This is a genomic window from Sphingomonas sp. DMC6 (assembly GCF_056314225.1).
The window spans coordinates 405,733-428,764 of the sequence record NZ_JBQUYT010000004.1 but is presented as its reverse complement, the minus strand read 5'-3'; the positions used below and the strand labels follow the sequence as shown (position 1 = coordinate 428,764).

32 protein-coding genes and 1 tRNA gene are annotated in these 23,032 nt (G+C 65.0%); 15 read left to right on the top strand and 18 right to left on the bottom strand.

The genetic code is table 11. The features are described 5' to 3' along the window. The 3 genes from ACT53M_RS12585 to ACT53M_RS12575 all read left to right on the top strand — a co-directional run bounded on the left by ACT53M_RS12585 (position 1) and on the right by ACT53M_RS12575 (position 1,235). A complete protein-coding gene (locus tag ACT53M_RS12585) occupies positions 1 to 234 on the top strand; it encodes a type II toxin-antitoxin system Phd/YefM family antitoxin (RefSeq protein ID WP_476229763.1) in 234 nt (77 codons plus the stop codon). Continuing rightward, positions 231 to 617: a type II toxin-antitoxin system VapC family toxin gene (locus tag ACT53M_RS12580; protein ID WP_476233749.1), complete on the top strand. Its 387-nt coding sequence runs from the start codon at positions 231 to 233 to the stop codon at positions 615 to 617. Before ACT53M_RS12585 ends, ACT53M_RS12580 begins: the two co-directional genes overlap by 4 nt. A gap of 102 nt (positions 618 to 719) precedes the next feature. Beyond that, on the top strand, positions 720 to 1,235 hold the full coding sequence (locus tag ACT53M_RS12575; RefSeq protein ID WP_476233748.1) for a hypothetical protein: 516 nt from the start codon (positions 720 to 722) through the stop codon (positions 1,233 to 1,235). Positions 1,236 to 1,422: 187 nt separating this feature from the next. Here the strand turns inward: ACT53M_RS12575 and ACT53M_RS12570 are convergent, their stop codons facing one another. Both ACT53M_RS12570 and ACT53M_RS12565 read right to left on the bottom strand, forming a co-directional pair. Continuing rightward, positions 1,423 to 1,635 (bottom strand): helix-turn-helix transcriptional regulator, encoded by a 213-nt coding sequence (locus tag ACT53M_RS12570; protein ID WP_476229766.1) that lies wholly within the window; start codon positions 1,633 to 1,635, stop codon positions 1,423 to 1,425. Then, positions 1,628 to 2,044: a DUF2178 domain-containing protein gene (locus tag ACT53M_RS12565; RefSeq protein ID WP_476233747.1), complete on the bottom strand. Its 417-nt coding sequence runs from the start codon at positions 2,042 to 2,044 to the stop codon at positions 1,628 to 1,630. Before ACT53M_RS12565 ends, ACT53M_RS12570 begins: the two co-directional genes overlap by 8 nt. A gap of 339 nt (positions 2,045 to 2,383) precedes the next feature. On the opposite strand from ACT53M_RS12565, the gene ACT53M_RS12560 reads away from it, so the two are divergent. Then, positions 2,384 to 2,770, top strand: coding sequence for a DUF1801 domain-containing protein (locus ACT53M_RS12560; protein WP_476233746.1), 387 nt, complete (start codon positions 2,384 to 2,386; stop codon positions 2,768 to 2,770). 48 nt (positions 2,771 to 2,818) lie between these two features. Next, complete coding sequence (locus tag ACT53M_RS12555) at positions 2,819 to 3,919, top strand: FUSC family protein (protein ID WP_476233745.1); 1,101 nt, start codon at positions 2,819 to 2,821, stop codon at positions 3,917 to 3,919. Here the strand turns inward: ACT53M_RS12555 and ACT53M_RS12550 are convergent, their stop codons facing one another. From ACT53M_RS12550 to petA, 5 genes are all read right to left on the bottom strand, one after another. Further along, on the bottom strand, positions 3,920 to 4,237 hold the full coding sequence (locus ACT53M_RS12550; protein ID WP_476229770.1) for a hypothetical protein: 318 nt from the start codon (positions 4,235 to 4,237) through the stop codon (positions 3,920 to 3,922). Positions 4,238 to 4,346: 109 nt separating this feature from the next. Then, a complete protein-coding gene (locus ACT53M_RS12545; RefSeq protein WP_476233845.1) occupies positions 4,347 to 4,889 on the bottom strand; it encodes an adenine phosphoribosyltransferase in 543 nt (180 codons plus the stop codon). Continuing rightward, a complete protein-coding gene (locus ACT53M_RS12540) occupies positions 4,889 to 5,725 on the bottom strand; it encodes a cytochrome c1 (protein ID WP_476233744.1) in 837 nt (278 codons plus the stop codon). Before ACT53M_RS12540 ends, ACT53M_RS12545 begins: the two co-directional genes overlap by 1 nt. 15 nt (positions 5,726 to 5,740) lie before the next feature. Then, entirely contained in the window at positions 5,741 to 7,030 is a 1,290-nt protein-coding gene (locus ACT53M_RS12535; RefSeq protein ID WP_476233743.1) for a cytochrome b, read from the bottom strand. Positions 7,031 to 7,042: 12 nt separating this feature from the next. Continuing rightward, complete coding sequence (gene petA / locus ACT53M_RS12530) at positions 7,043 to 7,627, bottom strand: ubiquinol-cytochrome c reductase iron-sulfur subunit (protein WP_476233742.1); 585 nt, start codon at positions 7,625 to 7,627, stop codon at positions 7,043 to 7,045. Positions 7,628 to 7,847: 220 nt separating this feature from the next. Here petA and ACT53M_RS12525 point away from each other — a divergent pair, with 220 nt between their 5' ends. The 3 genes from ACT53M_RS12525 to ACT53M_RS12515 are packed head-to-tail and all read left to right on the top strand — an operon-like array spanning position 7,848 to position 9,734. After that, a complete protein-coding gene (locus ACT53M_RS12525; RefSeq protein WP_476233741.1) occupies positions 7,848 to 8,297 on the top strand; it encodes a tRNA (cytidine(34)-2'-O)-methyltransferase in 450 nt (149 codons plus the stop codon). Then, positions 8,294 to 9,136 carry an oxygen-dependent coproporphyrinogen oxidase gene (gene hemF, locus ACT53M_RS12520; protein ID WP_476233740.1) on the top strand — a complete coding sequence of 281 codons (843 nt, stop codon included), beginning with the start codon at positions 8,294 to 8,296 and terminating at the stop codon, positions 9,134 to 9,136. Before ACT53M_RS12525 ends, hemF begins: the two co-directional genes overlap by 4 nt. Before the next feature lies 1 nt (position 9,137). After that, positions 9,138 to 9,734, top strand: coding sequence for a GNAT family N-acetyltransferase (locus ACT53M_RS12515; RefSeq protein ID WP_476233739.1), 597 nt, complete (start codon positions 9,138 to 9,140; stop codon positions 9,732 to 9,734). On the opposite strand, the gene ACT53M_RS12510 is transcribed toward ACT53M_RS12515, so the two are convergent. Both ACT53M_RS12510 and ACT53M_RS12505 read right to left on the bottom strand, forming a co-directional pair. After that, entirely contained in the window at positions 9,701 to 10,450 is a 750-nt protein-coding gene (locus ACT53M_RS12510; protein WP_476233737.1) for a hypothetical protein, read from the bottom strand. The genes ACT53M_RS12515 and ACT53M_RS12510 overlap by 34 nt on opposite strands. Beyond that, positions 10,447 to 11,277, bottom strand: a complete 831-nt coding sequence (locus ACT53M_RS12505; protein ID WP_476233735.1) for a hypothetical protein — start codon at positions 11,275 to 11,277, stop codon at positions 10,447 to 10,449. Before ACT53M_RS12505 ends, ACT53M_RS12510 begins: the two co-directional genes overlap by 4 nt. A 111-nt stretch (positions 11,278 to 11,388) precedes the next feature. On the opposite strand from ACT53M_RS12505, the gene lipB reads away from it, so the two are divergent. From lipB to ACT53M_RS12490, 3 genes are all read left to right on the top strand, one after another. Further along, positions 11,389 to 12,033 (top strand): lipoyl(octanoyl) transferase LipB, encoded by a 645-nt coding sequence (lipB, locus tag ACT53M_RS12500; protein WP_476233733.1) that lies wholly within the window; start codon positions 11,389 to 11,391, stop codon positions 12,031 to 12,033. A gap of 104 nt (positions 12,034 to 12,137) precedes the next feature. Then, positions 12,138 to 12,359: a hypothetical protein gene (locus ACT53M_RS12495; protein ID WP_476229781.1), complete on the top strand. Its 222-nt coding sequence runs from the start codon at positions 12,138 to 12,140 to the stop codon at positions 12,357 to 12,359. Between the two features lie 143 nt (positions 12,360 to 12,502). Continuing rightward, the gene (locus tag ACT53M_RS12490; RefSeq protein ID WP_476233732.1) at positions 12,503 to 13,240 is read left to right on the top strand and encodes a hypothetical protein; all 738 of its coding nucleotides are present in this window, start codon (positions 12,503 to 12,505) and stop codon (positions 13,238 to 13,240) included. Between the two features lie 21 nt (positions 13,241 to 13,261). On the opposite strand, the gene queE is transcribed toward ACT53M_RS12490, so the two are convergent. From queE to ACT53M_RS12460, 6 genes are all read right to left on the bottom strand, one after another. Then, positions 13,262 to 13,894: a 7-carboxy-7-deazaguanine synthase gene (queE, locus tag ACT53M_RS12485; RefSeq protein ID WP_476233731.1), complete on the bottom strand. Its 633-nt coding sequence runs from the start codon at positions 13,892 to 13,894 to the stop codon at positions 13,262 to 13,264. Further along, positions 13,891 to 14,574, bottom strand: coding sequence for a 7-cyano-7-deazaguanine synthase QueC (gene queC / locus ACT53M_RS12480; RefSeq protein WP_476233730.1), 684 nt, complete (start codon positions 14,572 to 14,574; stop codon positions 13,891 to 13,893). Before queC ends, queE begins: the two co-directional genes overlap by 4 nt. A 155-nt stretch (positions 14,575 to 14,729) precedes the next feature. Beyond that, entirely contained in the window at positions 14,730 to 15,158 is a 429-nt protein-coding gene (locus ACT53M_RS12475) for a hypothetical protein (protein WP_476233729.1), read from the bottom strand. Between the two features lie 80 nt (positions 15,159 to 15,238). After that, entirely contained in the window at positions 15,239 to 16,165 is a 927-nt protein-coding gene (gene hslO / locus ACT53M_RS12470) for an Hsp33 family molecular chaperone HslO (protein WP_476233728.1), read from the bottom strand. A 207-nt stretch (positions 16,166 to 16,372) separates the two neighbouring features. After that, the gene (tig, locus tag ACT53M_RS12465) at positions 16,373 to 18,028 is read right to left on the bottom strand and encodes a trigger factor (protein WP_476233727.1); all 1,656 of its coding nucleotides are present in this window, start codon (positions 18,026 to 18,028) and stop codon (positions 16,373 to 16,375) included. Positions 18,029 to 18,086: 58 nt separating this feature from the next. Continuing rightward, positions 18,087 to 18,171: transfer RNA gene (locus tag ACT53M_RS12460), tRNA-Leu, on the bottom strand. Between the two features lie 109 nt (positions 18,172 to 18,280). Here ACT53M_RS12460 and ACT53M_RS12455 point away from each other — a divergent pair. The 3 genes from ACT53M_RS12455 to ACT53M_RS12445 all read left to right on the top strand — a co-directional run bounded on the left by ACT53M_RS12455 (position 18,281) and on the right by ACT53M_RS12445 (position 19,507). Continuing rightward, complete coding sequence (locus ACT53M_RS12455) at positions 18,281 to 18,460, top strand: hypothetical protein (protein ID WP_476233726.1); 180 nt, start codon at positions 18,281 to 18,283, stop codon at positions 18,458 to 18,460. 18 nt (positions 18,461 to 18,478) lie between these two features. Further along, complete coding sequence (locus ACT53M_RS12450; RefSeq protein WP_476233725.1) at positions 18,479 to 18,658, top strand: hypothetical protein; 180 nt, start codon at positions 18,479 to 18,481, stop codon at positions 18,656 to 18,658. A gap of 147 nt (positions 18,659 to 18,805) precedes the next feature. Next, positions 18,806 to 19,507, top strand: coding sequence for a Crp/Fnr family transcriptional regulator (locus ACT53M_RS12445; RefSeq protein WP_476233724.1), 702 nt, complete (start codon positions 18,806 to 18,808; stop codon positions 19,505 to 19,507). A gap of 4 nt (positions 19,508 to 19,511) precedes the next feature. Here the strand turns inward: ACT53M_RS12445 and ACT53M_RS12440 are convergent, their stop codons facing one another. Then, positions 19,512 to 20,129, bottom strand: coding sequence for a peptidylprolyl isomerase (locus ACT53M_RS12440; RefSeq protein ID WP_476233723.1), 618 nt, complete (start codon positions 20,127 to 20,129; stop codon positions 19,512 to 19,514). A 1-nt stretch (position 20,130) separates the two neighbouring features. After that, positions 20,131 to 20,475, bottom strand: a complete 345-nt coding sequence (locus ACT53M_RS12435; protein WP_476233722.1) for a metalloregulator ArsR/SmtB family transcription factor — start codon at positions 20,473 to 20,475, stop codon at positions 20,131 to 20,133. Positions 20,476 to 20,562: 87 nt separating this feature from the next. Here ACT53M_RS12435 and ACT53M_RS12430 point away from each other — a divergent pair, with 87 nt between their 5' ends. Continuing rightward, complete coding sequence (locus tag ACT53M_RS12430) at positions 20,563 to 21,486, top strand: acyl-CoA desaturase (protein WP_476233721.1); 924 nt, start codon at positions 20,563 to 20,565, stop codon at positions 21,484 to 21,486. Here the strand turns inward: ACT53M_RS12430 and gatB are convergent. Beyond that, complete coding sequence (gene gatB, locus ACT53M_RS12425) at positions 21,455 to 22,966, bottom strand: Asp-tRNA(Asn)/Glu-tRNA(Gln) amidotransferase subunit GatB (protein WP_476233720.1); 1,512 nt, start codon at positions 22,964 to 22,966, stop codon at positions 21,455 to 21,457. The two genes, ACT53M_RS12430 and gatB, sit on opposite strands and share 32 nt — an antisense overlap. Between the last annotated feature and the right edge of the window lie 66 nt (positions 22,967 to 23,032).

The following is a 23,032-nucleotide window of genomic DNA, read 5'->3' as shown; positions in this document are numbered from 1 at the left end:
ATGGCACAGTTTTCGGTACATGACGCAAAGACCAACCTTTCGCGCCTGATCGCCGAGGCGCTGGCGGGCGGGGATGTCGTCATCGCGCGCGGCAATGTGCCTGCGGTCCGGCTGGTTCCGGTCACGCCTTGCGGCCGGCGGCAGTTTGGTGCGCTCCGGGGCAAGGTATCTATGGATGCCCGCTTCGATGAGCCGCTCCCCGCCGAAGAACTGGAAGGGTGGAACCTCGCTTGAGGTTGCTGCTCGACACGCACGCATTGATCTGGTGGCTGGCGGGCGATGCGGCGCTCAGCCGTCCTGCACTGGAGGCGATCAGCGACGAGCAGAACGCCGTTTTCGTCAGCGCGGCCTCTGCGATGGAGGTCGCCACCAAGTTCCGGATCGGCAAGCTGCCGGGGGCGGCGTTGCTGGCACAGGATTTTGAGGCGATCGTCGCGGGCCAGGGCTTCACCGAACTGGCGATCAGTGTCCGCCACGCCCGGATGGCTGGTGAGATGCACATCCCGCACAAGGATCCTTTCGATCGCCTGCTGATCGCGCAAGCGCAGGCGGAGGATATGATGCTGGTTTCGAACAAAGTCGTGTTTGACGGGTTCGCGGTGAAACGCCTCTGGTAGGGAGGATCGTTACCAGGCCATGCGACCGCAGTCACAAGGATAGCGATGCTCTATATCGTCGGGGGCTGCAGCCGCAGCGGGAAATCAATGCTCGCGGGACGGATGCGCGAACGCCACGGCATCCCGTGGTTCTCGCTGGATGCCCTGAAAATGGGCCTTTCGCTTGGCGCCCCTTCCCTCGGCGTTCGGCCCGACGCCGATGACCTGCTTACTGCAGACCAGATGTGGCCTGTGATCGCACCCATTCTCGATCATGCGCTGTGGGATCAGCGGGATTATCTTGTGGAAGGCGTCAATCTGCGCCCGCGAAAGGTGGCCGAATTTATCCGGGAAGCCGACGAGCCGGTCCGCGCCTGTTTTCTCGGCTATCCCGACATCGCCATCGAACGTAAGGCGGCGGAAGTAGCACGGCATGTCGGCCCACCCACCGACTGGCTCCATCGCACCGGGCGCGACCATGTCCGCCAGTATCTGGAAATCAGCCGCCAGATTAGCCGCACGCTTCGCGAGGAATGCGCATCGGTAGGAATTCCCTTCGTCGACACGGGACCGGACTTCGCGGCCGGGCTTGCTGCGGGCGAGCAGGCGCTTATGGGGATCGCCCGGGAAATCATATGACGAATCTCCCCTCCCTGAAAGGGAGGGGATAAAGGGGTGGGTGCGCGCGTCGGCGCGCTCAAAAGACTCCTCCCCTGTCGAAAGCGAGCCCGCCACCTGCGGTGGCGGACCCACCCCCGGCCCCTCCCTGCGAGCAGGGAGGGGAACGAAAGAGCCAAACGCCTCGCCTCAGCGGGGACGCGCGCCCTCATTCAACCCACTGAAACACTTCCTCCAGCGGCTTTCCGAACACCTTCGCGATCCGGAACGCCGCCTCCAGCGAGGGCGAATATTTGCCCTGTTCGATGGCGGCGATCGTCTGGCGGGTAACGCCGATGCGGGCGCCCAGTTCGGCCTGCGTCATCTCACCGGCGAGGAAGCGCAGGGTGCGGAGCTGGTTGGCGATCCTGCCCTCAGCCATGCCAGCCCCGCCGGTAGCACGTCACGATCACCGCATGGCGAACGACCTCTGCCAGAACCAGCGCCAGCAGCGCAGCATTGACGATGCGCCACCCCTGTTCGCTGAACGGCATCACCACGCCGACCAGAATCATGCCGGTCAGCAACACGAAATAGGCGATCTGGGCACCCCGCCGGCTGATGGCGCGGTCGCGTTCATCGGCGGCCGCGCGGGCCTCGCCGCCCGCCTGGAGGGCGAGGACGATGCTGCCGACGATCATCGCGACCGCCTGCGCCCCGGCGATGCTCCCGAACAGCACCAGCATGCCGAGCGGCGACCGCCCGGGGCCCGCCGCCAGCGGAAAATAGATGCCATAGGCCACCAGCATCAGTGCAAGCGACAGCCACGCCTGTTTCTCACGCCACGCCATTCCAGTCTCCCCGAGTCGATTTACAATGACATCGAGTTATATTTAAATTGCTTCATGTACAATATATCTAACACAGAACCGTCAAATCCGTGAACTTCCTAAACTTCGACGATCATGCAGATATCGCCTGAAGCGGGACCGGAGAACAGTCTCGCCGCCCAGTGGGTTCGGTTCCGGCCACTTGCCAAATGGCATGATGTTCTCTATATGTTCGCAACCATCTGGGTGCAGCGCGTACCTTGCCCTTCCCTGTCGACGCAGGACAGGGTCGCCTCATATCGGCCGCAGACGCGCAGCGCCGAACGCCCTATAGTGCTGCCACGAGAAACGGAGCGCATCATGGCCGACACGTCCTTTTCTGCCGAGGTCGATGCCAATATCGCCGCACTGTCCGACTGGCGCGGGGCGTTGCTTGCCCGGCTCCGCCGCTGGATCCACGAAGCGCTGCCCGACGTGGTCGAGGACGTGAAGTGGCGAAAGCCGAGCAATCCGGCCGGGGTGCCGGTCTGGTCGCACGGCGGCGTGCTGTGCACCGGTGAGACGTATCGCGACAAGGTGAAGCTCACCTTCACACGCGGCGCTGCGCTCGCCGATCCGGCCGGGCTGTTCAACGCCAGCCTCGACGCTGGCACACGCCGCGCGATCGATTTGCGCGAGGGCGATGGCGTCGAAGAATCGGCGTTCAAGGCATTGATTCGGGCTGCTGCGGCGACCAATGCGGGCTGAACCGCGGCGCCGCCCCGCCTCCATCCTACTGGCCACAGGTGTGCGCACATGATCCTTCCCAAGCTTCCCGCCGCACTGCTCGACGGGGTCTGGTCGGTGGACCGAAGCGCCCCGGCATCGCCCCGGCTGCTCGCGATCGCGGCGCTGGGCATGACCGTGCCCGTGGCGGTGGGGCTGGTGCTGGGGCAAGTCTCGACGGGGTTGCTGATCGGCCTCGGCGCGATCCTGCTCGCCGGTGCGCCGGCCGAGCCGGGCAAGCGCGCCGCCAACCCGATCGTCCAAGCCGGCCCGGCGCTGGCTGCCGTGCTCGCTGCGACTGCAATTGCGGCCCTGCCCTTCCCCGATCTCGGGCTGATCCTGCTCGTGGCGGTCGCCGGGCTGGTGTCGGGCTATAGCCGCCCGGTCGGCGGCGCGGCGATCCGCTTCCTCATCTATGCGGTGCTGGGCGCGAGCTTCCTCGACGGCCAGGCCGGGCATCATGGCAATGCGGCGCTGGTGTTCGGCGCAGGCGCGCTGTGGAACATCGTGCTGCGCGCGCTGATCGCCGGTCCCCGCGCCCGGCTGGCGGAGCCGGCCCCTGCTGCGACGCGACGCCCGCCGACACCGGCGCAATTGCGGGCGCATTTCCGGAAAGGACTGCGCACGCTGGCCGGCTGGCAATTCCCGCTGCGGCTGGCGATCGGGCTGGAGATCGCCAGCATGTTGCGCCACCTTTGGCCGGCGCATCATTTCTACTGGATACTGCTCACCGTCGCGCTGCTGACCGAGCGGCCGGTCGAACATCTGCCGGTCAAGCTGCTCCAGCGGTTGATCGGTACGGTCGGCGGGGTCGCGGTGACGGCGCTGGTGCTGGTGGCTGCAGCGGCCTCGCCGATCGCCTCGGGGGTGCTGGCGTGCGGGCTGGCCACGCTGGTGCCGCTGGCGCGCGCCCGCAGCTATCTTCTCTATTCGGTGATATCCACGCCACTGATCCTGCTGGTGCTGGACATCCACCACCCCGACGATCCCGCGCTGCTGGTCGACCGGCTGGTGGCGACTCTGGCGGGCGGCGCGATCGTGCTGCTGCTCAACCGGCTGTTCGACGGGTTGCTTCCCCGCGAAACCGCGCCGGTCGGAAGGACCGGCGCCGGTCCGAAGGTGACGCGATAATTACCAGCGGCGTCCCCGGAAATCGTGCCAGTTGTTGCGCCAGTGCGGGTCGCCGCGCCAGCCGCCGCGGCGATGCTCCCAATAGCCGCGCTGCACCTCGTTCCATGCGTAGCGGTGGCGGTAGCGGTCGTACACATAGATGCCGGTGCCGGGGTAATAATAGTCGCCATACCAGCCCCAATAGGGGTCGCCCCAGGCGGCATTATATCCCACTGCGACACGGGTGGTGGTATAATAGCCGTTATCGGCACAGCCACCCAGCGCGGCTGCCCCGCCCAGCAGGGCCGCGCCGATCAACACCTTCCAGCTTTTCTGCATTGCTACGCTCCTTAACCGAGGCGCGCGGCAGGGCGATGCGATGCCCCATGGCCGCGCCCCTGAAAGGGCATATCGCAGGATCAGCGAAAAAGTTCCAGAGACGGAACGATCAATGCCCGTCAAACGCGACCAGCGCGGAAACGGCGATCCCCTCGCCGCGCAGCGCATCGGCGCCGCCCAGCTCGGGCAGGTCGACCACGAACGCGGCCTGGGTGACTTCGGCCCCGGCCTTGCGCAGCAGCCGGACCGCCGCCCTTGCGGTGCCGCCGGTGGCGATCAGGTCGTCGACCAGCAGCACACGGGCGCCGGGTGCCAGCGCATCGGCATGGATCGCGATGCGATCGGTGCCATATTCCAGCGCATAATCCTCGGCGATGGTCGCGCCCGGCAGCTTGCCGTCCTTGCGCACCAGCAGAACGCCGGTGCCCAGTTCCATCGCCAGCGCGGCGCCAAACAGGAAGCCGCGCGCCTCGATGCCCGCCACCAGGTCGACTTCACCCGCCACCTGCGACGCCATCCGCTGGATGGTCCGCTTCAGCCCGTCCGCATCAAGCAGCAGCGTGGTGATGTCGCGAAACATGATCCCCGGCTTCGGAAAGTCGGGGATCGTGCGAATCAGACTGCGAATGTCCTGGTTCTGGTCGATGTCCATCAATGCTTCACGCCGCGCCACACAGTGAGGTACGCGCCATAGGCGAGCCCGGTGGCAAACAGCAAGAAGATCACCGTCGCGAACCCGACCTGGTGCCGTACCTGCAGCGTCGGCTCGGCGGTCCAGACGAGGAAGGCAGCAACGTCCTTCGCCATCTGGTCCTTGGTCGAGACGGTGCCGTCGTCGAACTGCACCTGCCCGTCACTGGTCAAGGGCGGCGGCATCGCGATGTTGAGGTTCGCGAAATAGGGGTTGAAGTGCATGCCCTCGGGCGTCTTCATCACGTCCGGGAACTTCGCCGCCTTCTCTGCATCGGGCTTTTCGTCATAGCCTGTCAGCAGCGAATAGACATAGGCCGGGCCTTCATGCCGCGCCTTGGTGATCAGGCTCAGGTCCGGCGGATTGCCGGTGCCGGCATAATAGACCTTCGGGAAATGATCCGACGGCACATTGTCGCGTTCGCCCCAGGTGCCTGCCTTGGGGTCGAACACCGGCTGCTTGGCGCCCCAGTCCTTGGCGATCTTCTTCACCTGCGCGTCGCTATAGCCAATGTCCTTCAGGTTGCGGAAGGCGACCAGGCTAAGCGAGTGGCAGGTCGAGCAGACCTCCTTGTAGACCTTGAAGCCGCGCTGGAGCTGGGCGAGGTCGAACTTGCCGAACGGCCCGTTCGAAGGGAGGTCCAGCTCCTTGGGTGCCTTGTGCAGCACCTTTTCGGCGGTGTCCTTGGGCGGATCCTTGATCAGGCCGGAGATGCTGCCCCAAAGAGCCAGCAACAGCACGACTACGAATACGCCACCGATCAGGAACTTGATCGAGCGAATGAAAAGCGAAGTCATGGTTCCCCCTGCCCCTTACGCGGTCGCTGCGGTTTCGCTGATGCGCGAGCCGCCCTTGCCGCCCAGCACCGCCTCGGTAATCGAGTTCGGCAGCGGCTTCGGCGTTTCGATCCGCGAGATGATCGGCACGATGATCAGGAAATGTGCGAAATAATAGGCCGCCGCGATCTGGCTGATGATCACGTACATCGGCTCCGCGGGCGAACCGCCGCACCAGCCCAGCACCAGCACGTCCAGCACCAGCACCCAGAAGGCGACGCGGTACATCGGCCGGTAGTTTGCCGAGCGCACCGGCGAGCGATCGAGCCAGGGCAGGAAGAACAGCAGCAGGATCGAACCGAACATCGCCAGCACGCCCCACAGCTTCGCCGGCAGGATGAAGTCTGCGGTGAAGGCGCGCAGGATCGCGTAGAACGGCCAGAAATACCATTCGGGGACGATATGCGCGGGCGTCGAGAGCGGGTTGGCCGGGATGTAGTTGTCCGGGTGGCCCAGATAGTCCGGGTAGAAGAACAGCAGGACCGAGAAGACGATCAGGAACACGCCGACGCCGAACCCGTCCTTCGCGGTGTAATAGGGGTGGAACGGCACCGTGTCCTGCTCGCCCTTCACTTCCACGCCGGTCGGGTTGCTCGAACCCGGAATGTGCAGCGCCCAGATGTGCAGGATGATGACACCCGCAATCACGAACGGCAGCAGATAGTGGAGCGAGAAGAAGCGGTTGAGCGCGGCGTCATCGGGCGCATAGCCGCCGAGCAGCCAGATGCGGATCCAGTCGCCCACCACCGGTATCGCCGAGAAGAAGCCGGTGATCACCTGCGCGCCCCAGAAGCTCATCTGCCCCCAGGGGAGCACATAGCCCATGAAGGCGGTGGCCATCATCAGCAGGAAGATCACGACGCCCAGCAGCCAGATCATCTCGCGCGGCGCCTTGTACGATCCGTAATGCAGGCCCCGGAAGATGTGGATGTAGACCACGATGAAGAACATGCTGGCGCCGTTGGCGTGCGCGAAACGGAGGAACCAGCCGGCGTTCACGTCGCGCATGATCGTACCGTTGACCGATTCGAACGCGCCCGCGGCCGAGCTGTGGAAATGCATCGCCAGCACGATGCCCGTTACGATCTGCACGACCAGCGCAACGCCGGCCAGCACGCCGAAATTCCAGAAATAGTTGAGGTTGCGCGGCACCGGATAGCCGGCACCGATGGCGTTATAGACGAACCGCGGGAGGGGCAGACGGTCGTCCACCCACTTCATCACCGGGTTCTTCGGCTCATAATGGCGCGCCCAGGGAAAGCTCATGCTCGTCTATCCTCACCCGACCACGACGACAGTGTCTGACGTGAATTCATATTTGGGCACCTCGAGATTCTTCGGTGCCGGCCCCTGGCGGATGCGCCCGGCGGTATCATAGGCCGAGCCATGACAGGGGCAGAAATAGCCGCCGAACGGCCCGCGATTCTCGCCCTCGCCCGCCCCCAGCGGCACACAGCCCAGATGGGTGCACACGCCCAGCGTGATCAGCCACTGCTTCTTGCCCGCCTTGGTGCGCTGTTCCAGCGTCTGCGGATCGCGCAGGGTGGAGATCGGCACGGCATCGGCCTGGGCGATTTCGCTCGGCGTCAGGTGGCGAACGAAAAGCGGCTGCTTGCGGAAGCTCGTCTTCACCGCCTGCCCGGCTTCGATCTTGGAAAGATCAACCTCGGTGCTCGACAGTGCCAGTACGTCGGCTGAAGGATTCATCGAGTTGACCAGCGGCAGCACCACGACACCGGCGCCAACCGCCGCCACTGCCGTTGCAGCATAGGTCAGATAGTCGCGGCGGCGGGGATTGGCGAGAAGTTCACCACCCGAGCCGACCGTCTGTTCGGGAGGAACACCATCTTCAAGCGTTGCCATGCGTTAGCCCTTGCACTTCAGAACTATACCGCGTCGGATGCGCGGGTAATCGGACGCGAGCGATACAATCGCCCCATGCCGCCCGGTGCCCCCGGTGGCTTGGCCCGAGTTGATAGACGGCGCGAGACAGCTTTGCCAACAGGGATTTTGCGTATGTCGGAGCTGTATTGAACATGCCAAGCTTCCCTAGCGGCGCGTTCCGGTTCTATTGCAGCGCACCATGCGACTAGCGCTTTTCCAGCCCGAAATTGCGGGTAACGTCGGCACCATCTTGCGGCTTTCTGCATGCATGAGCGTCGCCGTCGATCTGATCGAACCGCTCGGCTTCCCCTTTGGTGATCGCGCCCATCGCCGCGCGGCCATGGACTATGGCGAACAGGCGGAGATTGTCCGCCATGCCGACTGGGAATCGTTCACCGCGCGCGTGCCCGGCCGCATCGTGCTGTTCACTACCCGCGGCGGCATCCCCCTGCCCCAGGCGCGCTTTATGGCCAGCGACACGCTGCTGTTCGGGTCCGAGGGTGCCGGCGCGCCCGATTTCGTGCACGACCGCGCCGATCTTGCGGTGCGTATCCCCATCCGCCCGGGGTTGCGGTCCTTGAACCTTGCCGTCGCAGCGGGCATCGGTCTGGCGGAGGCGCTGCGCCAGACGGAGGGATTTCCACAGTGATCGCATTGGACGAGCAACAGCAACGCGCGCGCAACTGGTTCGAAAGCCTGCGCGATTCGATCTGCGCGGAGTTCGAGGCGGTCGAGCGCGAGGCCGGCTCGGACGCCCGTTTCGAGTATCTGCCGTGGGATCGCAACGACTCGACCGGCGCACCCGGCGGCGGCGGCGTGCGGGGCGTGATGAAGGGCCGCGTGTTCGAAAAGGTCGGCGTAAACGTCTCCACCGTCGGCGGCGCATTCGAAGGCGAGTTCGCCAAGACCATCCATGGCGCGGGCGAAGACCCGCGTTTCTTCGCCACCGGAATCAGCCTGGTCGCGCACATGGCAAATCCGCATGTGCCGGCCGTGCATATGAACACGCGCTTCCTGACCACCACGAAGCGCTGGTTCGGCGGCGGCGCCGATCTCAATCCGCCGATCGCCTATGCCGAGGACACCGCCGATTTCCACGCCCGGCTGCAGGCGGCGTGCGACGCGCACGATCCCGCCTATTACCCCCGCTTCAAAGCCTGGGCGGACGAGTATTTTTTCATCCCGCACCGCAACATGCATCGCGGTGTCGGCGGCATTTTCTACGATCATCTGGAAGGCGAGTGGGAAGCAGATTTTGCCTTCACCCAGGATGTCGGCCGCGCGTTTCTGGACATTTTCCCGAAGCTGGTGCGGCGGCGGATGCATCAGCCGTTCGACGATGCCGATCGCCAGCGTCAGCTCGAATGGCGCGGCCGCTACGCCGAATTCAACCTGATCTATGATCGCGGCACGCTGTTCGGCCTGAAAACGGGCGGCAATGTCGACGCGATTCTGATGAGCCTGCCGCCGCTGACTGCCTGGAGCTGAGATGGGCCTGCTGCCGGTCGCCAACGATCAGATCGCCACGATCGTCACCTCGCTCGAAATGCTCGAGCGGCCGAAACCGCGCCCGGTACCGGCCTCGCCCTTCCGCCTCGTCCACTGGTCCGCACCCGCAAACGACAAATATCGCGCCCTGTTCCGCCGCGTCGGCGCGCCCTGGCTCTGGTTCTCGCGGCTGGTGATGGAGGACGCGGCGCTGCGCCGGATTCTCGATGATCCCGCCATCGCCATCTATGCGGTGGTCGATCGGGCGGGCATCGAGCTGGGGCTACTGGAACTGGACTTTCGGGTCGCCAACACCTGCGAGCTTTCCTTCTTCGGGCTGGTGCCCGAACTTGCGGGCAAGGGCCATGGCAACTGGCTGATGGCGCAGGCGCTCGCCTTTGCCTGGCGCAAGGAAGTGACGCGCGTATGGGTGCACACCTGCACGCTCGACCATCCCGGCGCGCTCGGCTTTTACCGGCGCCATGGTTTCGTGCCGTACAAACGGACCATCGAGACGTTCGTCGATCCGCGCATCGCCGGGGTGCTGCCGCCCGACACGGCACCTCACATTCCCTGTCTGGGCCCCGTTACCCGATAGGCGGCAGCGCGCAGCACCGTAAGCGCCGCCCAGACGAGCCCGGCGACGATCGACAGCGCGACAAAGCTGATCGCTTCCGCCACCTGCCCGCCGCCGATTGCAGTGCCGATCAGCCCGGTCAAAGCGCTGACGATCGCCAATGCCGCAACCCCGGCGACCAGAACCGCACCGCTCGCAAACAATATCACCAGCCAGCCCATACCCCGGCTGCGTCGCCAGCCCTCGCGCACCGCCGACACCAGGCCCGCTTGCGGCTCGGCGGCATAGGCGGGCGCGGCCAGCCAGGTGCGCGCGAACAGGAACAGCCCCGGCAACACGAACAGCGACAGGCCGAGTGAAAGGACCAGCCCGATCAGCAGATCGAGCACCAGAAACGGAAACAGGCGGCGCAGGCTATCGGCCAGCACGGCACCCAGCGTGCGTCCGTCGCGTTGCAGATAGAGCGTCAGTACGGCGAAAATGCCGTAATCCATGGCAAAATTGGAAAGCGCCAGCGGCACCAGATTGGCCTGAGTGAACCGCGCGTAGAAGGCGTTGAACGCTTCGCTCAGCTGCTCGGCTGGCACGTTGCTAGGAATGCCGGCATTGGCTATCAGCAGAATGATCCCCAGCATCGGCAGCACGAAGAACACGCCGGCGATCCGCAGCAACAGCTGGCGCTCCGCGCGCCACAAGGCTCCGGCTTCGACAAACAGTTCCGTAAATCGCAAGGTCACGCGGCAAGCACCTCGTCTTCCAGCGGCGCCCGGGCGGCCAGCGCGACATATAGCTTGGCCAGAAAAACTGCGAAAACCGCCATGAAACTCGCCTGTACCGCTGCCGTCACGATCGACGTCAGAACGCTCGCCAACGAAAGGCCTTCCGAATCGTTGCCGATAAGCAGTGCAAACACGCTGCCAAAGACCGTGGATGCCGCCAGCCGACACACCGCCGCCAGCACGCCGAGCAGGATCAGCACGCCAGCGATACGCAGCGCATAACCGCGCGTCAGCGCCCAGGCGCGCGCCAGCGAGCGCAGCGCCCCGCCTTCCTGCACCAGAACCGCCTGCGCGATCGAGAAGCGCGAAACCAGCCAGATGCCGATGACGAGGGCCAGGATCGAGTAGAGGCTGACGGCCAGGGCGGCGGCGGGTGCGATCTGCGGCGCCACGCCCCGCCCGACCGCAGTGAAGTCGACGCCCCCTATGGCGAGGATGACGACTGCCGGCAGCGCCAGCAGGGCAATGCCCACCCCCAGCAATATGCTCTGCGCCAGCGCCGCAAACAGCCGCTGCCGCGCCACTGCCCCGGCACGCTGCCCCTGCGTACCGATCGCAAGACCGGTAATCGTCAGCGTTCCCCAGATCGAAACGAATGCGAAGAGCAGTTCGAGGAGCGTCAGTTGTGCAGCCAGCATGCGCGACGCGGAGCGGATCACCACATCCAGATTGATGGTGATCGAGGCAGGCACGAAGAACGCGAGCAGCGCCGTCGGCAGGATCGTGCCGAGATTGTCGCCCAGAAACTCGACCGTCCGATCCCAGACGGTTCCCATCTTCACCATATGCCTGCACCCCTTGTCGGCTTCCTGCCTGTTAGCCCCCGCCGCCGGGCTTGCCAATGCTTGCGCTGGGCGACGGATCGGCGCAATCGGCCCCTTGTGATGCAACATGTGATGCAACAGGATATCGAATGGCGGGTCGAGCCGCAGCAGGTGGACTATGGTGAGGCCCTGCAGACCATGGAGGCACGCGCCGCCGCGGTAACGGCGGGCGCCGCGCGCGAACTGGTCTGGCTGCTCGAACACCCCGCAGTCTATACCGCCGGCACCAGTGCAGATCCGGTCGAGATGCTCGATCCGCGCTTTCCGGTGCACCGCGCCGGCCGCGGCGGGCGCTACACCTATCACGGCCCCGGCCAGCGGATCGGCTATGTCGTGCTCGACCTGCGCAAGCGGCGGCGCGATGTGCGCAACTATGTCCATGCCATCGAAGGCTGGGTGATCGCGGCGCTGGGGGAATGCGGCATTGAGGCGTTCCGCGCACCGGGCCGGATCGGCATCTGGACCCTCGATCGGGGTCAGGAGGCCAAGATCGGCGCAATCGGCGTTCGCATCCGCCAATGGGTCACGCTGCACGGCTTTGCCGTGAACCTGGATCCCGATCTTACCCATTTCGCGGGAATCGTCCCTTGCGGGATCGCCGAATATCCCGTTACGAGCGCTGCGGCTCTGGGGCGCCCGATTGCGGCGGATCGATTCGACGCCGCGTTGGGGGCCACATTTTTGCCATTTTTAGACGGTCTGGCTTGCACCGAGTGAAATCGAGTCTTGAGGGTGTGCCCCGAACCGTCTAATGTCCAGTCCGGTTTGGGTATTAACGGCGTAAACCGTCGTCCAAATCCACTATCTAGGGAGCTATCTAAATGCGTGCAGTCCTTTCGAAGATCGTTGCTGGTTCGATGATCGCCGGTGCGGCCCTCCTGGCCTCGGCGTGCACCAACAACGAGACCACGGCTGTCAACAACACCACCGAAGTCGTTGCTCCGGACAATGGCGCGACCGACGCGATGGTTGGCAACGTTGAGACCCCGGCTGACAACGCCGCCGACAACGGCACTGCCAACGTCGCTGGCAACGCGATGTAATCATCGCGCGAAAGCGTGTTTCGAAGGGGCCGTCCGGGCGACCGGGCGGCCCCTTTCCATTTCCGGCCCCGGTCGCCCCCGCTGGGGCGCGGCACAAAATCCGCAATTCACCGCATAATCGAATCCCGCCGGAAAAAAGGGGCTTGGGCGACGAATCGAAACGCCCTACGAGCGGTTTCATGACAATTATGAGGGGCGGAATGCTCGTTCGGCCTATTGCCTTCACCGCCGCGATCGCGGCTGTTTTCTGCTTTTCCACGCCCGCCTCGGCGCAGTTCTTCCTGAAACCTGTCGACCTTTCGGCCGCGCCGGTCACCGGCGAGGAACCCGGGATGACCGGCCCCGCGCTGCCCGGCGCAACGCAGGCGGAATTGCGCGCGGCGCTGGTGTGGAATCTCCGCGCGGCACTCAACGTTGCTGCACTGCAATGCGCATTTTCGCCGACGCTGCTCAGCCTGGAAAGCTATCAGGCAGTACTGCGCGATCACAAGGTAGAACTGGCCAATTCACTCGAAACGGTCCAAAAATATTTTACAAGAACCAACAAGAATAAAAAAGTCGCCGATACGGAATTTGATCGTTTCGGGACGCGCGTTTATTCTGGTTTCTCGACTGTCTCAGGACAGCTTTCTTTTTGCCAGACTGCGGCCGCAATCGGCCAGGACGCGGTGTTCGCGCCGCGGGGCAAGTTGGGAGACGTAGCGGCCGCCCGGATGCGGGAGCTGCGCGCCAGCCTCGCCGCCTGGGGCGAGCAATATTTCCGCAGCCGTCGCACCGCGATCATCATGCCCGGCATGCGCCCGCTGCCGCCCTTCGGCAATGAGCGCTGCTGGCGGCGTGAGGAATATCAGCCGCGCAAGTGCGGCCGCCTGCCCGAATAACCCCGCCGGGGCTGCGCCCGATCAGCGCAGCCCCAGCGTCTTGTGGTTCTGAAGCGTCAGCCGCCAGCGCGGCCGCGCCAGCGCAAGATCGATCGCGGCCTGCGCATTCGCTGCCGCCGCCGCATCGTCCATCGGCTGCACCAGGAAATGGGCGAAGTCCCATGCCTCCAGCGCCTCCGGGTCGATGCCCGCCTGCGGCCATACCAGCTTCAGTTCATCGCCTTGCTGCTGGACCACCGTGCTGCCCGCCTTGGGGCTGACGCAGATCCAGTCGATGCCGGGATGCACCGCCAGCGTGCCGTTGGTCTCGATCGCAATGCGGAAGCCCCGCGCATGCAGTGCCGCCACCAGTGCATCATCGACCTGCAGCATGGGTTCGCCGCCGGTCAGCACGACGAAGCGCCGGTCGCCGCCCGGCCCCCAATGCTCCGCCACCATATCCGCCAGCGCCGCCGCATCGGCAAACCGGCCGCCGCCGGCGCCGTCGACGCCCACAAAGTCGGTGTCGCAGAACCGGCAGATCGCGCTCGCCCGGTCCTGCTCGCGCCCCGACCAGAGATTGCAGCCGGCGAAGCGGACGAACACCGCCCGCGCGCCGGCATTCACGCCTTCGCCCTGCAGCGTCAGGAAGATTTCCTTGACCGCGTAGCTCATGGCCGCGTGGCGTAGATCGTCGGATCGGGCAGCCCCGCCTCCTCGAAACCGCGCATCCGCAGGCGGCAGCTGTCGCACAGGCCGCAATGCACCCCGCCGGGCGCCGGATCGTAGCAGGACCAGCTCATGCCGGCGTCGAGCCCCAGCCGCGCCGCCTCGCGCACGATATCGGCCTTGGTCATATCCTGAAGCGGCGCGCGGATGCGGAACGGCGCGCCTTCCACTCCGGCCTTGGTCGCCACTTCGGCCAGTTTCTCGAACTCGGCGATGAATTCCGGCCGGCAATCGGGATAGCCCGAATAATCGAGCGCGTTGACGCCGATATAAAGGTCGCGGGCACCCGCTGCCTCGGCCCAGCCGAGTGCCAGGCTCAGGAAGATCGTGTTGCGCGCCGGCACATAGGTGACGGGAATGTCCTCCCCCACGCCGGTCTTGGGCACGGCGATATCGTCGGTCAGCGCGGATCCGCCAAAGGCGCGCAGGTCGAGCGGCAGCACCACATGGCGTTCCGCACCCAGCATCGCCGCGATCCGCCGCGCGGAAGCCAGCTCCACCTGATGCCGCTGGTTGTAATCGATCGACAATGCAAACAGCCGGTGCCCGTCTTCCCGGGCACGCGCCGCCGACACCATCGAATCCAGTCCGCCCGAAATCAGGGCGATTGCCACACTATTGCTCATCGCGCGCATCTACCCGTTTTTGCTGCAAAGCAAAATGGGCCGCCCCTTGGGGACGGCCCTGAGTCAGGATGGGATAACCAATGCCAGAGAGGAAAACCGCTCTCGCAAGAGCAAGCTATCTCTACCGCAACAGGGTTAAGAGCAGGTAAGCGCCACTAGGCGCAATCGCCGACCCGCCGCGCGTCGAAGGTTTCGGAGAAAGGCAGCCCGTCGATCACGCCTTGCGTGTCGATCGAGATCGAGCGGGGCGTATCCACCACCAGCCGGGTCAGCACCGTGCCATGGCCGGCGCAGCTCTGGCGGACGGTGGCGCGGCTCGCCGCGCTTTCCAGCACCAGCGGCTGACAGGCCAGTTCGCTATGGTTGAGGCGCAGGAGCTGGTAGGAATCGCGCAGGCACAGGGTCTCCTCCTTGCCTTCGGAATTGCGCAGCACCCATTTGCCCTTCTGGACCATGTTGACGGCCGGCAGATCGATGCTGCGTTTCGCCGCCGACTGCCCGGCCTGCCCGGCGATCGCCCCGCCCGTAATCAGCGCCAGTCCGGCAACAGCCGCCACGCCCGTCCATGCCTTACTCTTGCTCACCCGTCTTCACTCCGCTCGGGCGCGACACCGCTCGCGCGGCGCCCTTCCGTCACTATTCATATCAGAGGTGAATTACGGCTTTACAACGGCGGCGGAACGAAATCGGCAAGGGCGACCGGGAACTGTTTGGAGCAAAAGGCGCAGTCCACCTTGATCACGCCGCCCTCGTCCGCCATCGCCGCCCGCTCTTCCTCGGGGAACTTGGCGAGCACCTGCTGGATATAGTCCGCCCCGCAGCGGCAGCCGCGCGACAGGTCGCTGCCGGCCAGCAGCCGCACTTCCTCTTCCTCGTTGAACAGCCGCCACACCAGTCCTTCCAGCGAAATAGCCGGATCGGCCAGCTCGTCGGCGCCCATGGTGCTGCCCAGCGCCTCGACATGCTGCCATTCGGGATGGTCGAGCCGCACATGCAGCCGCTCGCGCCCCACCTCGCCCTCGGGCAGATGCTGGAGGAACAGGCCGCCGGCGATCATCTGGCCGGTCGCCTTGTCCTTCTGCACGCCCAGCCGCACCAGCGTGGGGATCTGTTCCGACTGGATGAAATAGCTCTGCGCCGCCTCGGCGATCGAGGCGCCTTCGAGCGGAACGATGCCCTGATAGCGTTCCTTGGTCAGCGCCTGGTCGAACGTCACCGCCAGATAGCCGCCGTTGAACAGCGACTTAAGCGACGGGTTCTTGCCAAGCTGGCTCAGCCGCACGGCGTCGAACTGGACATAGCCGCGCAGCGCGCCGTTCTGGTAATCGCACACCATCAGGCTGACGATGCCCCGCTGGGTCTGCGCCTGCAGCGTCATCTGCCCTTCGGCATCCTTCAGCGTGCTGCCGAGCAGCGCGGTCAGCGTCAGCGCCTCGGCCAGCAGCTTTTCGATCGGTGCGGGATAGGCATGGGCGGAGAGAATCTCGTTCAGCACCGGCCCCAGCCGCGCGACGCGGCCGCGGACATGGCGGTCGGGAATGGCAAAGCCGGTCACGCGATCGAGATCGGCGGCGGGAACGGGGTTGGTCACGGTACGTCTCCGGCAATTCGCCGGGGGCCGCGAGAAGTCGGGAGACTCCGCGCGTTCCGGGGCGAACGCAGCTTTGGGGTTCGGAGCGCTAGATAGGGGTTTGGCGGCGGGAAACAATCCACCCCGGCCGCCCCACGCGGACGCCCCCGCCCCGGGCGCGCCACAGAAGCAAAAAGGGCCGGAACTTTCGTCCCGGCCCCTTCTGTCTTATTCCGCGTCGGCCTTCTTCTTGGCCGGTGCCTTTTTCGGCTTGGCCGGGGCTTCCTCGCCCTCGGCCGCTTCGGCCTTCTTCGGCGCAGCCTTCTTGGCCGGCGCCTTCTTCACCAGCTCGGCAGCCGCTTCCGCCTCGGCAGGGGCAGCTTCCGCTGCGTCCTTGGCGGCAGCCTTCTTGGCGGCCGGCTTCTTCGCGGGCTTGGCGTCCTCGGCCGCAGGCGCATCGCCCTCGGCATCGGCCTTCTTGGCAGCCTTCTTCTTGGCCGGCTTGTGATCATGATCGTGGTCATGGTCGTGCACATGGGTGCCCGAGGCGAAGCCGTCTTCGCTCTCGATAGCCGCTTCCAGCTCCTCGCGCGTCACTTCGCGGTCGCTGATCTCGGCCTTTTCGAACAGGAAGTCGACGACCTTGTCCTCGAACAGCGGCGCACGCAGCTGGGCGGCCGCCATCGGCTCCTGCTGGATATACTGGATGAAGCGCTGGCGATCCTGCGGGCCGTACTGCTGCGCAGCCTGCGCGATCAGGCGGTTCATTTCCTGCGCGGTCACTTCGACGCCATTGGCGGTGCCGATTTCGCTGAGCAGCAGACCCAGGCGGACGCGACGCTCGGCGATCGCGCGGTAATCTTCCCGCTCATTCTCCAGCTCGGCCAGCGCCGCAGCCGGATCTTCCTCATGCTCGGTCTCGTGGACCAGCTGATGCCAGATCTGGTCGAATTCGGCCTCGACCATCGACGGCGGGACCGGGAAGTCATGGCCGGCGGCGAGCTGGTCGAGCAGCTTGCGCTTCATATGGGTGCGGGTCAGGCCGTTGAGCTGCTGCTCGATCTGGCCCTTGAGCAGGCCCTTGAGCTGCTCCAGATCCTGCAGGCCGAACGCCTTGGCCATTTCGTCGTCGATCACGGTCTCACCCGCGGTCTGCACCGCAGTCACCTTGACCTCGAACGTCGCCGGCTTGCCGGCCAGGTTCTTGGCGCCGTAATCTTCCGGGAAGGTGACGTTCAGCACCTTCTCTTCGCCAACCTTCACGCCGGTCAGCTGCTCTTCAAAGCCCGGGATCAGACGGCCCGAGCCCAGCTCGACCGCCATGCCCTCGCCGGTGCCGCCTTCAAAGGCAACGCCGTCGACCTTGCCGACGAAGTCCATGACGACCTGGTCGCCCGTCGCCGCGGCATGGCCTTCGGCGGCGTCTTCCCAGCGCTTCTGGTTGCTGGCGAGTTGTTCGAGCTGCGTCTGCAGCTCCGAGTCGCTGACCGGCACGGTCAGCCGTTCGAGCTTCAGGCCTTCGATCGACGGAGTCGGGACGTCGGGCAGCACTTCCAGCTCGACCTTGATCTCGGCATCGGCGCCGGGGGCATATTCGCCTTCCAGGCTGACCGACGGCTGCATCGCCGGACGCAGCTTGTGCTCGGCGATCAGCTGCTGGATGCCTTCCTGAATCGAGCTGTTGAGCGCGTCCTGCGCCAGCGCTTCGCCGTGCATCTTGCGGACCAGGTTGGTCGGCACCTTGCCAGGGCGGAAGCCGGGCATACGCACCTGCGGCGCGACGCGCTTCACTTCGGCATCGACCTTCGAGTCGATATCCTGCGCCGTGATCTTCAGCGTGTAGGCGCGCTTCAGGCCCTCGTTCAACGTCTCGACAGTCTGCATTCTCACGCTTTCTCAAAGGAATCGGAATTGCGGTGTACCACACACAGCCGCGAGGGACTGGTGCGGGCGAAGGGAGTCGAACCCCCACATCTTTCGATACTGGAACCTAAATCCAGCGCGTCTACCAGTTCCGCCACGCCCGCAGGGGACACCGCCGGTCGGCGGGCTCTATAGCAGTCATGGGGCTCTGGGCAAGCGCGGAAGCAACGTTCGCGATCGTACCGCGTTGGGAACGGCAAAAGGAGAGCCGTTTTGCCCGTAGAGCCCCCCGTCCAGCCCACCCAGCCCGAACCCGAGTTTCCACCGGTACCGACGCCGGGCGCGCCCGACCCGGCATCGCCCGAAATCGTGCCGCCCGCGCCGGACATTGACGTCCCGGCCCCGCAGCCGGGCGGCGATCCGGGCACCGCGCCCGGCCAGCCGATCGCCTGACGGATAAGGAAAAGCACCATGGCCAAAGATGCAGAAGAACGCGACCGCGACGATCCCCGCCCCGACATCCAGCAGGCCGTAGAGGCCCGCTCGGATGCCGCCAAGGCCGCAGCGGGCGGCGCTTCACCGCTGGCCGATGCCGGCGCCGATGTCGCCGGTGAAGGCGGGGCGGACGGGATTGTGAAGAATCAGGAATAGCGGGGTCACCCTCACCCTTCCCACCGCCTGCGGCGGCGGGCCCCTTCCCTCTCCCAAGGGGAGAGGGAGGGAGGCGCGGAGCGCCGGAAGGGTGAGGGTGACCGCGTCCCGAACAGAGGGCGGAGATAGATGCTAGAAAAGCACCTGATGAAGCTTCGTCTGCGTGACGCGATCAGCGCCGAGGAAGAAGAGGCGTTGCGCCGCGCGATCGTCGACACGCGCTCGCACCCGGCCGGACAGGTGCTGGTGCGCGCCGGAGTCGAGATCGAGCATTCCACGCTGCTGCTCGACGGGCTGCTCGCCCGCTACAAGGATCTGAGCGAGGGCCAGCGCCAGATCACGCATATCCATGTCGCCGGCGATTTCGCCGATCTGCACGGCTTCACGCTGAAACGACTCGATCACTCGGTGATGGCGCTCACCAATTGTGTCGTCGCACGGGTGCCTCATGGGCGAATAACGGAAATCACCGAAACGCTCCCCCACCTCACCCGCGTCATGTGGTTTTCGACCAATGTCGATGCGTGCATCCACCGCGAGTGGGAAGTATCGCTCGGCCGCCGCTCCGCCATCCAGCGCGCGGCGCATCTGTTCTGCGAATTGCAGGTGCGGCTCGGCGTGGTCGGCCTTTCCGATCCGCGCGGCTATGATCTCCCGATCAGCCAGGCCGAACTGGCCGAATGCCTGGGGCTCACCCCAGTCCACGTGAATCGGGTACTGCGCGAGCTGCGCGAACGCCGGCTGGTCGAGTTTCGCGGCGGCCGCGTGACGCTGCAGGATTTCGAAGCCTTGCAGCAACTGGCGGAGTTCGACCCCGCCTATCTCTACCTCGAAACGCGGCCGCGCTGACCGCTCAGCCGGTCACGCGCCGCGCGCTGAGGATCTTCACCGGCGCCTCGGGCACTTCGCCCTTGAACGTGCCCTGCACCGTCTTGGTCGGCGAGACGGGGGCATCGAAAATCTTCATCAGCGCGTCGCTGCCCTCCACCACCCGGCCGAACGCGGCATAACCCAGATTGTCGCCGGGCTTCGACGGGTCGGCATCGAACGAGGGCTGATCACCCACCATGATCGTAAACTCGCCCCGCGCGCTGCCGGGCTTCAGCCGCGGCATGGAAAGCGTGCCGTCGAGATGCTTGATCCCGGTCTCGCTGGTCGGTTCGTGCTTGATCGGCGGAAACATCTTCGCCGGCGTGTTCTGCACCCCGAACTGCACGAACCCGAAGTGGTCTGCCACCTTGGCGACCCGATAGAACACCACGCCGTCGAGCCGCTTTGCATCGACATAGCGCAGGAAGTTGCGGGCAGTAACCGGTGCCTTGTCAAGATAAACCTCAACCACCATCCGCCCGGCGCTGGTTTCGATGGCGACGCGCGGATTGGCGGCGGGGGCTGCGGGCCCCGGCGCGGTCTGCGCGGATACGGGAAACACGAACAAGCAGGCAATCATCGCGAAAAGGCGCCGAAGCATCTCATGCATCCCCATCGTTTCCGTGCTTCCCTTCATCGAGCGACCGCTGTTTCGCAAGGTCACGGCTCTCCGTTTTTAGCGGCCGAGCTACCGGGCAGACCTCTTGCAGGAAGCCATGCAACGTATTCGCCAACTGATCGGGCGCAAGCCGATAATGGACAAATTGGCCGCGCTTTTCGCTCACGACGAGACCCGCATTTTCCAACACCGAGAGATGCTGGGACACTGCGGGCTTGGACATTTCGAAGCGCGAGGAAATTTCCCCGGCGGTCAGTTCCGCATGGCTGAGATAGGCAAGAATCTTACGGCGGACCGTCGACGAGAGAGCTTCAAACACGCGCTGCATGCCGCAAGCTATTAATTGATTTCCTAATTGCCTTCCAGTCGGTAGCTATATAAGCAATAACTTAATTACCTAAAAGGAGGTGCCGAGATGGGCGATCCCAATGCGGTGGGCAGTCTGGCCTGCTCCGACGGCAGCGACGCAGTCGAAGGTACGGTTTCCTGGTCTCCTGGCATCTCGATCTGGAACGCCCTTATGGCCAGCACGGCTGTTATTCTGGGACCGCTCACCTTCACACCTGCCGCTGGCATCGTGTTTCTCGCGACCACCGGCCTGGCTTTACTCCTGGGCCATTCTGTGGGCTATCATCGGCAGCTCATTCACCAGAGCTTTGAGTGCCCCTCCTGGCTCAAGCTGGTGCTGATGTGGTTCGGAGCTGCAACAGGCATGGCGGGCCCGATCGGCATCGTTCGCACGCATGATTTGCGGGACTGGGCGCAACGACAAGCCCGATGCCACCCTTATCTCAGCCATCGCTCCGGAATGCTGCGGGATGCGTGGTGGCAACTCCATTGCCGGCTGCGCCTGTCGAACCCGCCCCTGTTCGACACGCGGCGGATCGAAGCCGTGCCATTTTATCGCTGGCTCGACCGCACATGGATGCTCCAACAGCTACCCGTCGCAGCCTTGCTGTTCGCAGCTGGCGGCACCTCGTTCGTCGTCTGGGGCGTTTGCGTACGCATTTTTGTAAGCGCCCATGGCCATTGGTTCATAGGGTATCTGGCGCACCGACGCGGCCCGCAGACGTGGGAAGTGACAGGCGCCGGCATACAGGCACATGACGTCCCCTGGGCCGCGATTCTGACCATGGGGGAAGCATGGCACAACAATCACCATGCCTTCCCCGGCTCGGCCCGTATCGGCCTCTACCCCGGGCAAAGCGACTGGGGCTACGCGTTCATCCGGCTATTGGAACGGCTGGGGCTGGCATGGGACATCCAGACGCCGGCAACCTTGCCCGGACGCCCCATGTTGAAACCGATCAGCTCAGCGCCTTCTTCAGCAGCTCGTTGACCACGGCGGGGTTGGCCTTGCCGCCCATTGCCTTCATCGTCTGGCCGACGAAGAAACCGAACAGCGCTTCCTTGCCGCCGCGATATTGTTCGAGCTGGTTCGGGTTCTTCGCCAGCACCTCGGCGATCACTGCCTCGATCGCGCCGGTGTCGCTGGTCTGCTTCATGCCCCGTTCTTCGACGATCTTGCCCGGCGCGTCGCCGGTTTCCAGCATGATCTCGAACACCTGCTTGCCCAGCGTGTTCGAAATGGTGCCGTCGGCGACCAGCGCGAGCAGTTCGGCGCCCTGTTCGGAGCTGACCGGGCTCTCGTCAATGCCCTTGCCGAGGCGGTTGAGCGCCCCGTACAGGTCCGAGAGCAGCCAGTTGGCCGCGGCGCGCGCGACTTCCTGTTCGCCCTTCTTCTGGATCCGCGCGCTTTCGGCGAGCAGCGCCTCGAACCAGCGCGCCGTTTCCGCCTCGGCGGTCAGCACCGCAGCGTTATAGGCAGTGAGGCCCAGCGATTCCTCGTAGCGGCGGCGCTTGGCGTCGGGCAGCTCGGGCAGGCTGGCGCGGCATTCCTCGAGAAACGCATCGTCCAGTTCCAGCGGCAGCAGGTCGGGATCGGGGAAGTAGCGATAATCCTGCGCGTCTTCCTTCGAGCGCATCGACCGCGTCTCGCCCTTGTCCGGATCGAACAGGCGGGTTTCCTGCACCACCCGGCCGCCGCTCTCCAGCACCTCGACCTGGCGGCGCGCCTCATATTCGATCGCCTGCATCACGAACCGGACCGAGTTGACGTTCTTGGTTTCGGTGCGCGTGCCGAACGGATCGCCCGGCTTGCGGACCGAGACGTTGACGTCGGCGCGCATCGAGCCCTGGTCCATATTGCCGTCGCACGAGCCGACATAGCGCAGGATCGCGCGCAGCTTGCTGAGATACGCCCCCGCCTCGGCCGGCGAGCGCATGTCGGGCTTGGACACGATTTCCATCAGCGCCACGCCGGCGCGATTGAGGTCGACGTACGAGCGCGTCGGATGCTGGTCGTGCATCAGCTTGCCGGCGTCCTGCTCGACATGGATGCGCTCGACGCCGATGGTCTTCACCTCGGCCTCGGGGTCCTTCTCGTCCAGGCTGATCGTGATCTGCCCCTCGCCCACCAGCGGGTGGTAGAGCTGGCTGATCTGATAGCCCTGGGGATTGTCGGCGTAGAAATAGTTCTTGCGGTCGAACCGCGACCATTTGTTGATCACCGCGCCGATCGCCATGCCGCTGCGCACCGCCTGGCGGATGCACTCGCGGTTGAGCACCGGCAGCATCCCCGGCATGGCCGCATCGACCAGGCTGACCTGGCTGTTCGGCTCGGCTCCGAATGCCGTCGCCGCGCCGGAGAACAGCTTGGCCTGCGAGGTGATCTGCGCATGGACTTCGAGGCCGATCACGACCTCCCATTCGCCGGTATCGCCCTGAATTCGGTAGCTCGATGCAGTCTTGGTCGCCATGTGCTCTTCACAAGGTAAGGGGAATATCGTGGCGTTGCCTATCGCGCGTCGACGCCGGAACGTCCA

Coding starts and splice junctions, on each gene's coding strand:
- ACT53M_RS12585 (WP_476229763.1), top strand. CDS start 1: ATGGCACAGTTTTCGGTACATGACGCAAAGACCAACCTTTCGCGCCTG.
- ACT53M_RS12575 (WP_476233748.1), top strand. CDS start 720: ATGCGCGAACGCCACGGCATCCCGTGGTTCTCGCTGGATGCCCTGAAA.
- ACT53M_RS12570 (WP_476229766.1), bottom strand. CDS start 1,635: ATGGCTGAGGGCAGGATCGCCAACCAGCTCCGCACCCTGCGCTTCCTC.
- ACT53M_RS12565 (WP_476233747.1), bottom strand. CDS start 2,044: ATGGCGTGGCGTGAGAAACAGGCGTGGCTGTCGCTTGCACTGATGCTG.
- ACT53M_RS12560 (WP_476233746.1), top strand. CDS start 2,384: ATGGCCGACACGTCCTTTTCTGCCGAGGTCGATGCCAATATCGCCGCA.
- ACT53M_RS12555 (WP_476233745.1), top strand. CDS start 2,819: ATGATCCTTCCCAAGCTTCCCGCCGCACTGCTCGACGGGGTCTGGTCG.
- ACT53M_RS12550 (WP_476229770.1), bottom strand. CDS start 4,237: ATGCAGAAAAGCTGGAAGGTGTTGATCGGCGCGGCCCTGCTGGGCGGG.
- ACT53M_RS12545 (WP_476233845.1), bottom strand. CDS start 4,889: ATGGACATCGACCAGAACCAGGACATTCGCAGTCTGATTCGCACGATC.
- ACT53M_RS12540 (WP_476233744.1), bottom strand. CDS start 5,725: ATGACTTCGCTTTTCATTCGCTCGATCAAGTTCCTGATCGGTGGCGTA.
- ACT53M_RS12535 (WP_476233743.1), bottom strand. CDS start 7,030: ATGAGCTTTCCCTGGGCGCGCCATTATGAGCCGAAGAACCCGGTGATG.
- petA (WP_476233742.1), bottom strand. CDS start 7,627: ATGGCAACGCTTGAAGATGGTGTTCCTCCCGAACAGACGGTCGGCTCG.
- ACT53M_RS12525 (WP_476233741.1), top strand. CDS start 7,848: ATGCGACTAGCGCTTTTCCAGCCCGAAATTGCGGGTAACGTCGGCACC.
- ACT53M_RS12515 (WP_476233739.1), top strand. CDS start 9,138: ATGGGCCTGCTGCCGGTCGCCAACGATCAGATCGCCACGATCGTCACC.
- ACT53M_RS12505 (WP_476233735.1), bottom strand. CDS start 11,277: ATGGTGAAGATGGGAACCGTCTGGGATCGGACGGTCGAGTTTCTGGGC.
- lipB (WP_476233733.1), top strand. CDS start 11,389: ATGCAACAGGATATCGAATGGCGGGTCGAGCCGCAGCAGGTGGACTAT.
- ACT53M_RS12495 (WP_476229781.1), top strand. CDS start 12,138: ATGCGTGCAGTCCTTTCGAAGATCGTTGCTGGTTCGATGATCGCCGGT.
- queE (WP_476233731.1), bottom strand. CDS start 13,894: ATGAGCTACGCGGTCAAGGAAATCTTCCTGACGCTGCAGGGCGAAGGC.
- queC (WP_476233730.1), bottom strand. CDS start 14,574: ATGAGCAATAGTGTGGCAATCGCCCTGATTTCGGGCGGACTGGATTCG.
- tig (WP_476233727.1), bottom strand. CDS start 18,028: ATGCAGACTGTCGAGACGTTGAACGAGGGCCTGAAGCGCGCCTACACG.
- ACT53M_RS12450 (WP_476233725.1), top strand. CDS start 18,479: ATGGCCAAAGATGCAGAAGAACGCGACCGCGACGATCCCCGCCCCGAC.
- ACT53M_RS12445 (WP_476233724.1), top strand. CDS start 18,806: ATGAAGCTTCGTCTGCGTGACGCGATCAGCGCCGAGGAAGAAGAGGCG.
- ACT53M_RS12440 (WP_476233723.1), bottom strand. CDS start 20,129: ATGCTTCGGCGCCTTTTCGCGATGATTGCCTGCTTGTTCGTGTTTCCC.
- ACT53M_RS12435 (WP_476233722.1), bottom strand. CDS start 20,475: ATGCAGCGCGTGTTTGAAGCTCTCTCGTCGACGGTCCGCCGTAAGATT.
- ACT53M_RS12430 (WP_476233721.1), top strand. CDS start 20,563: ATGGGCGATCCCAATGCGGTGGGCAGTCTGGCCTGCTCCGACGGCAGC.
- gatB (WP_476233720.1), bottom strand. CDS start 22,966: ATGGCGACCAAGACTGCATCGAGCTACCGAATTCAGGGCGATACCGGC.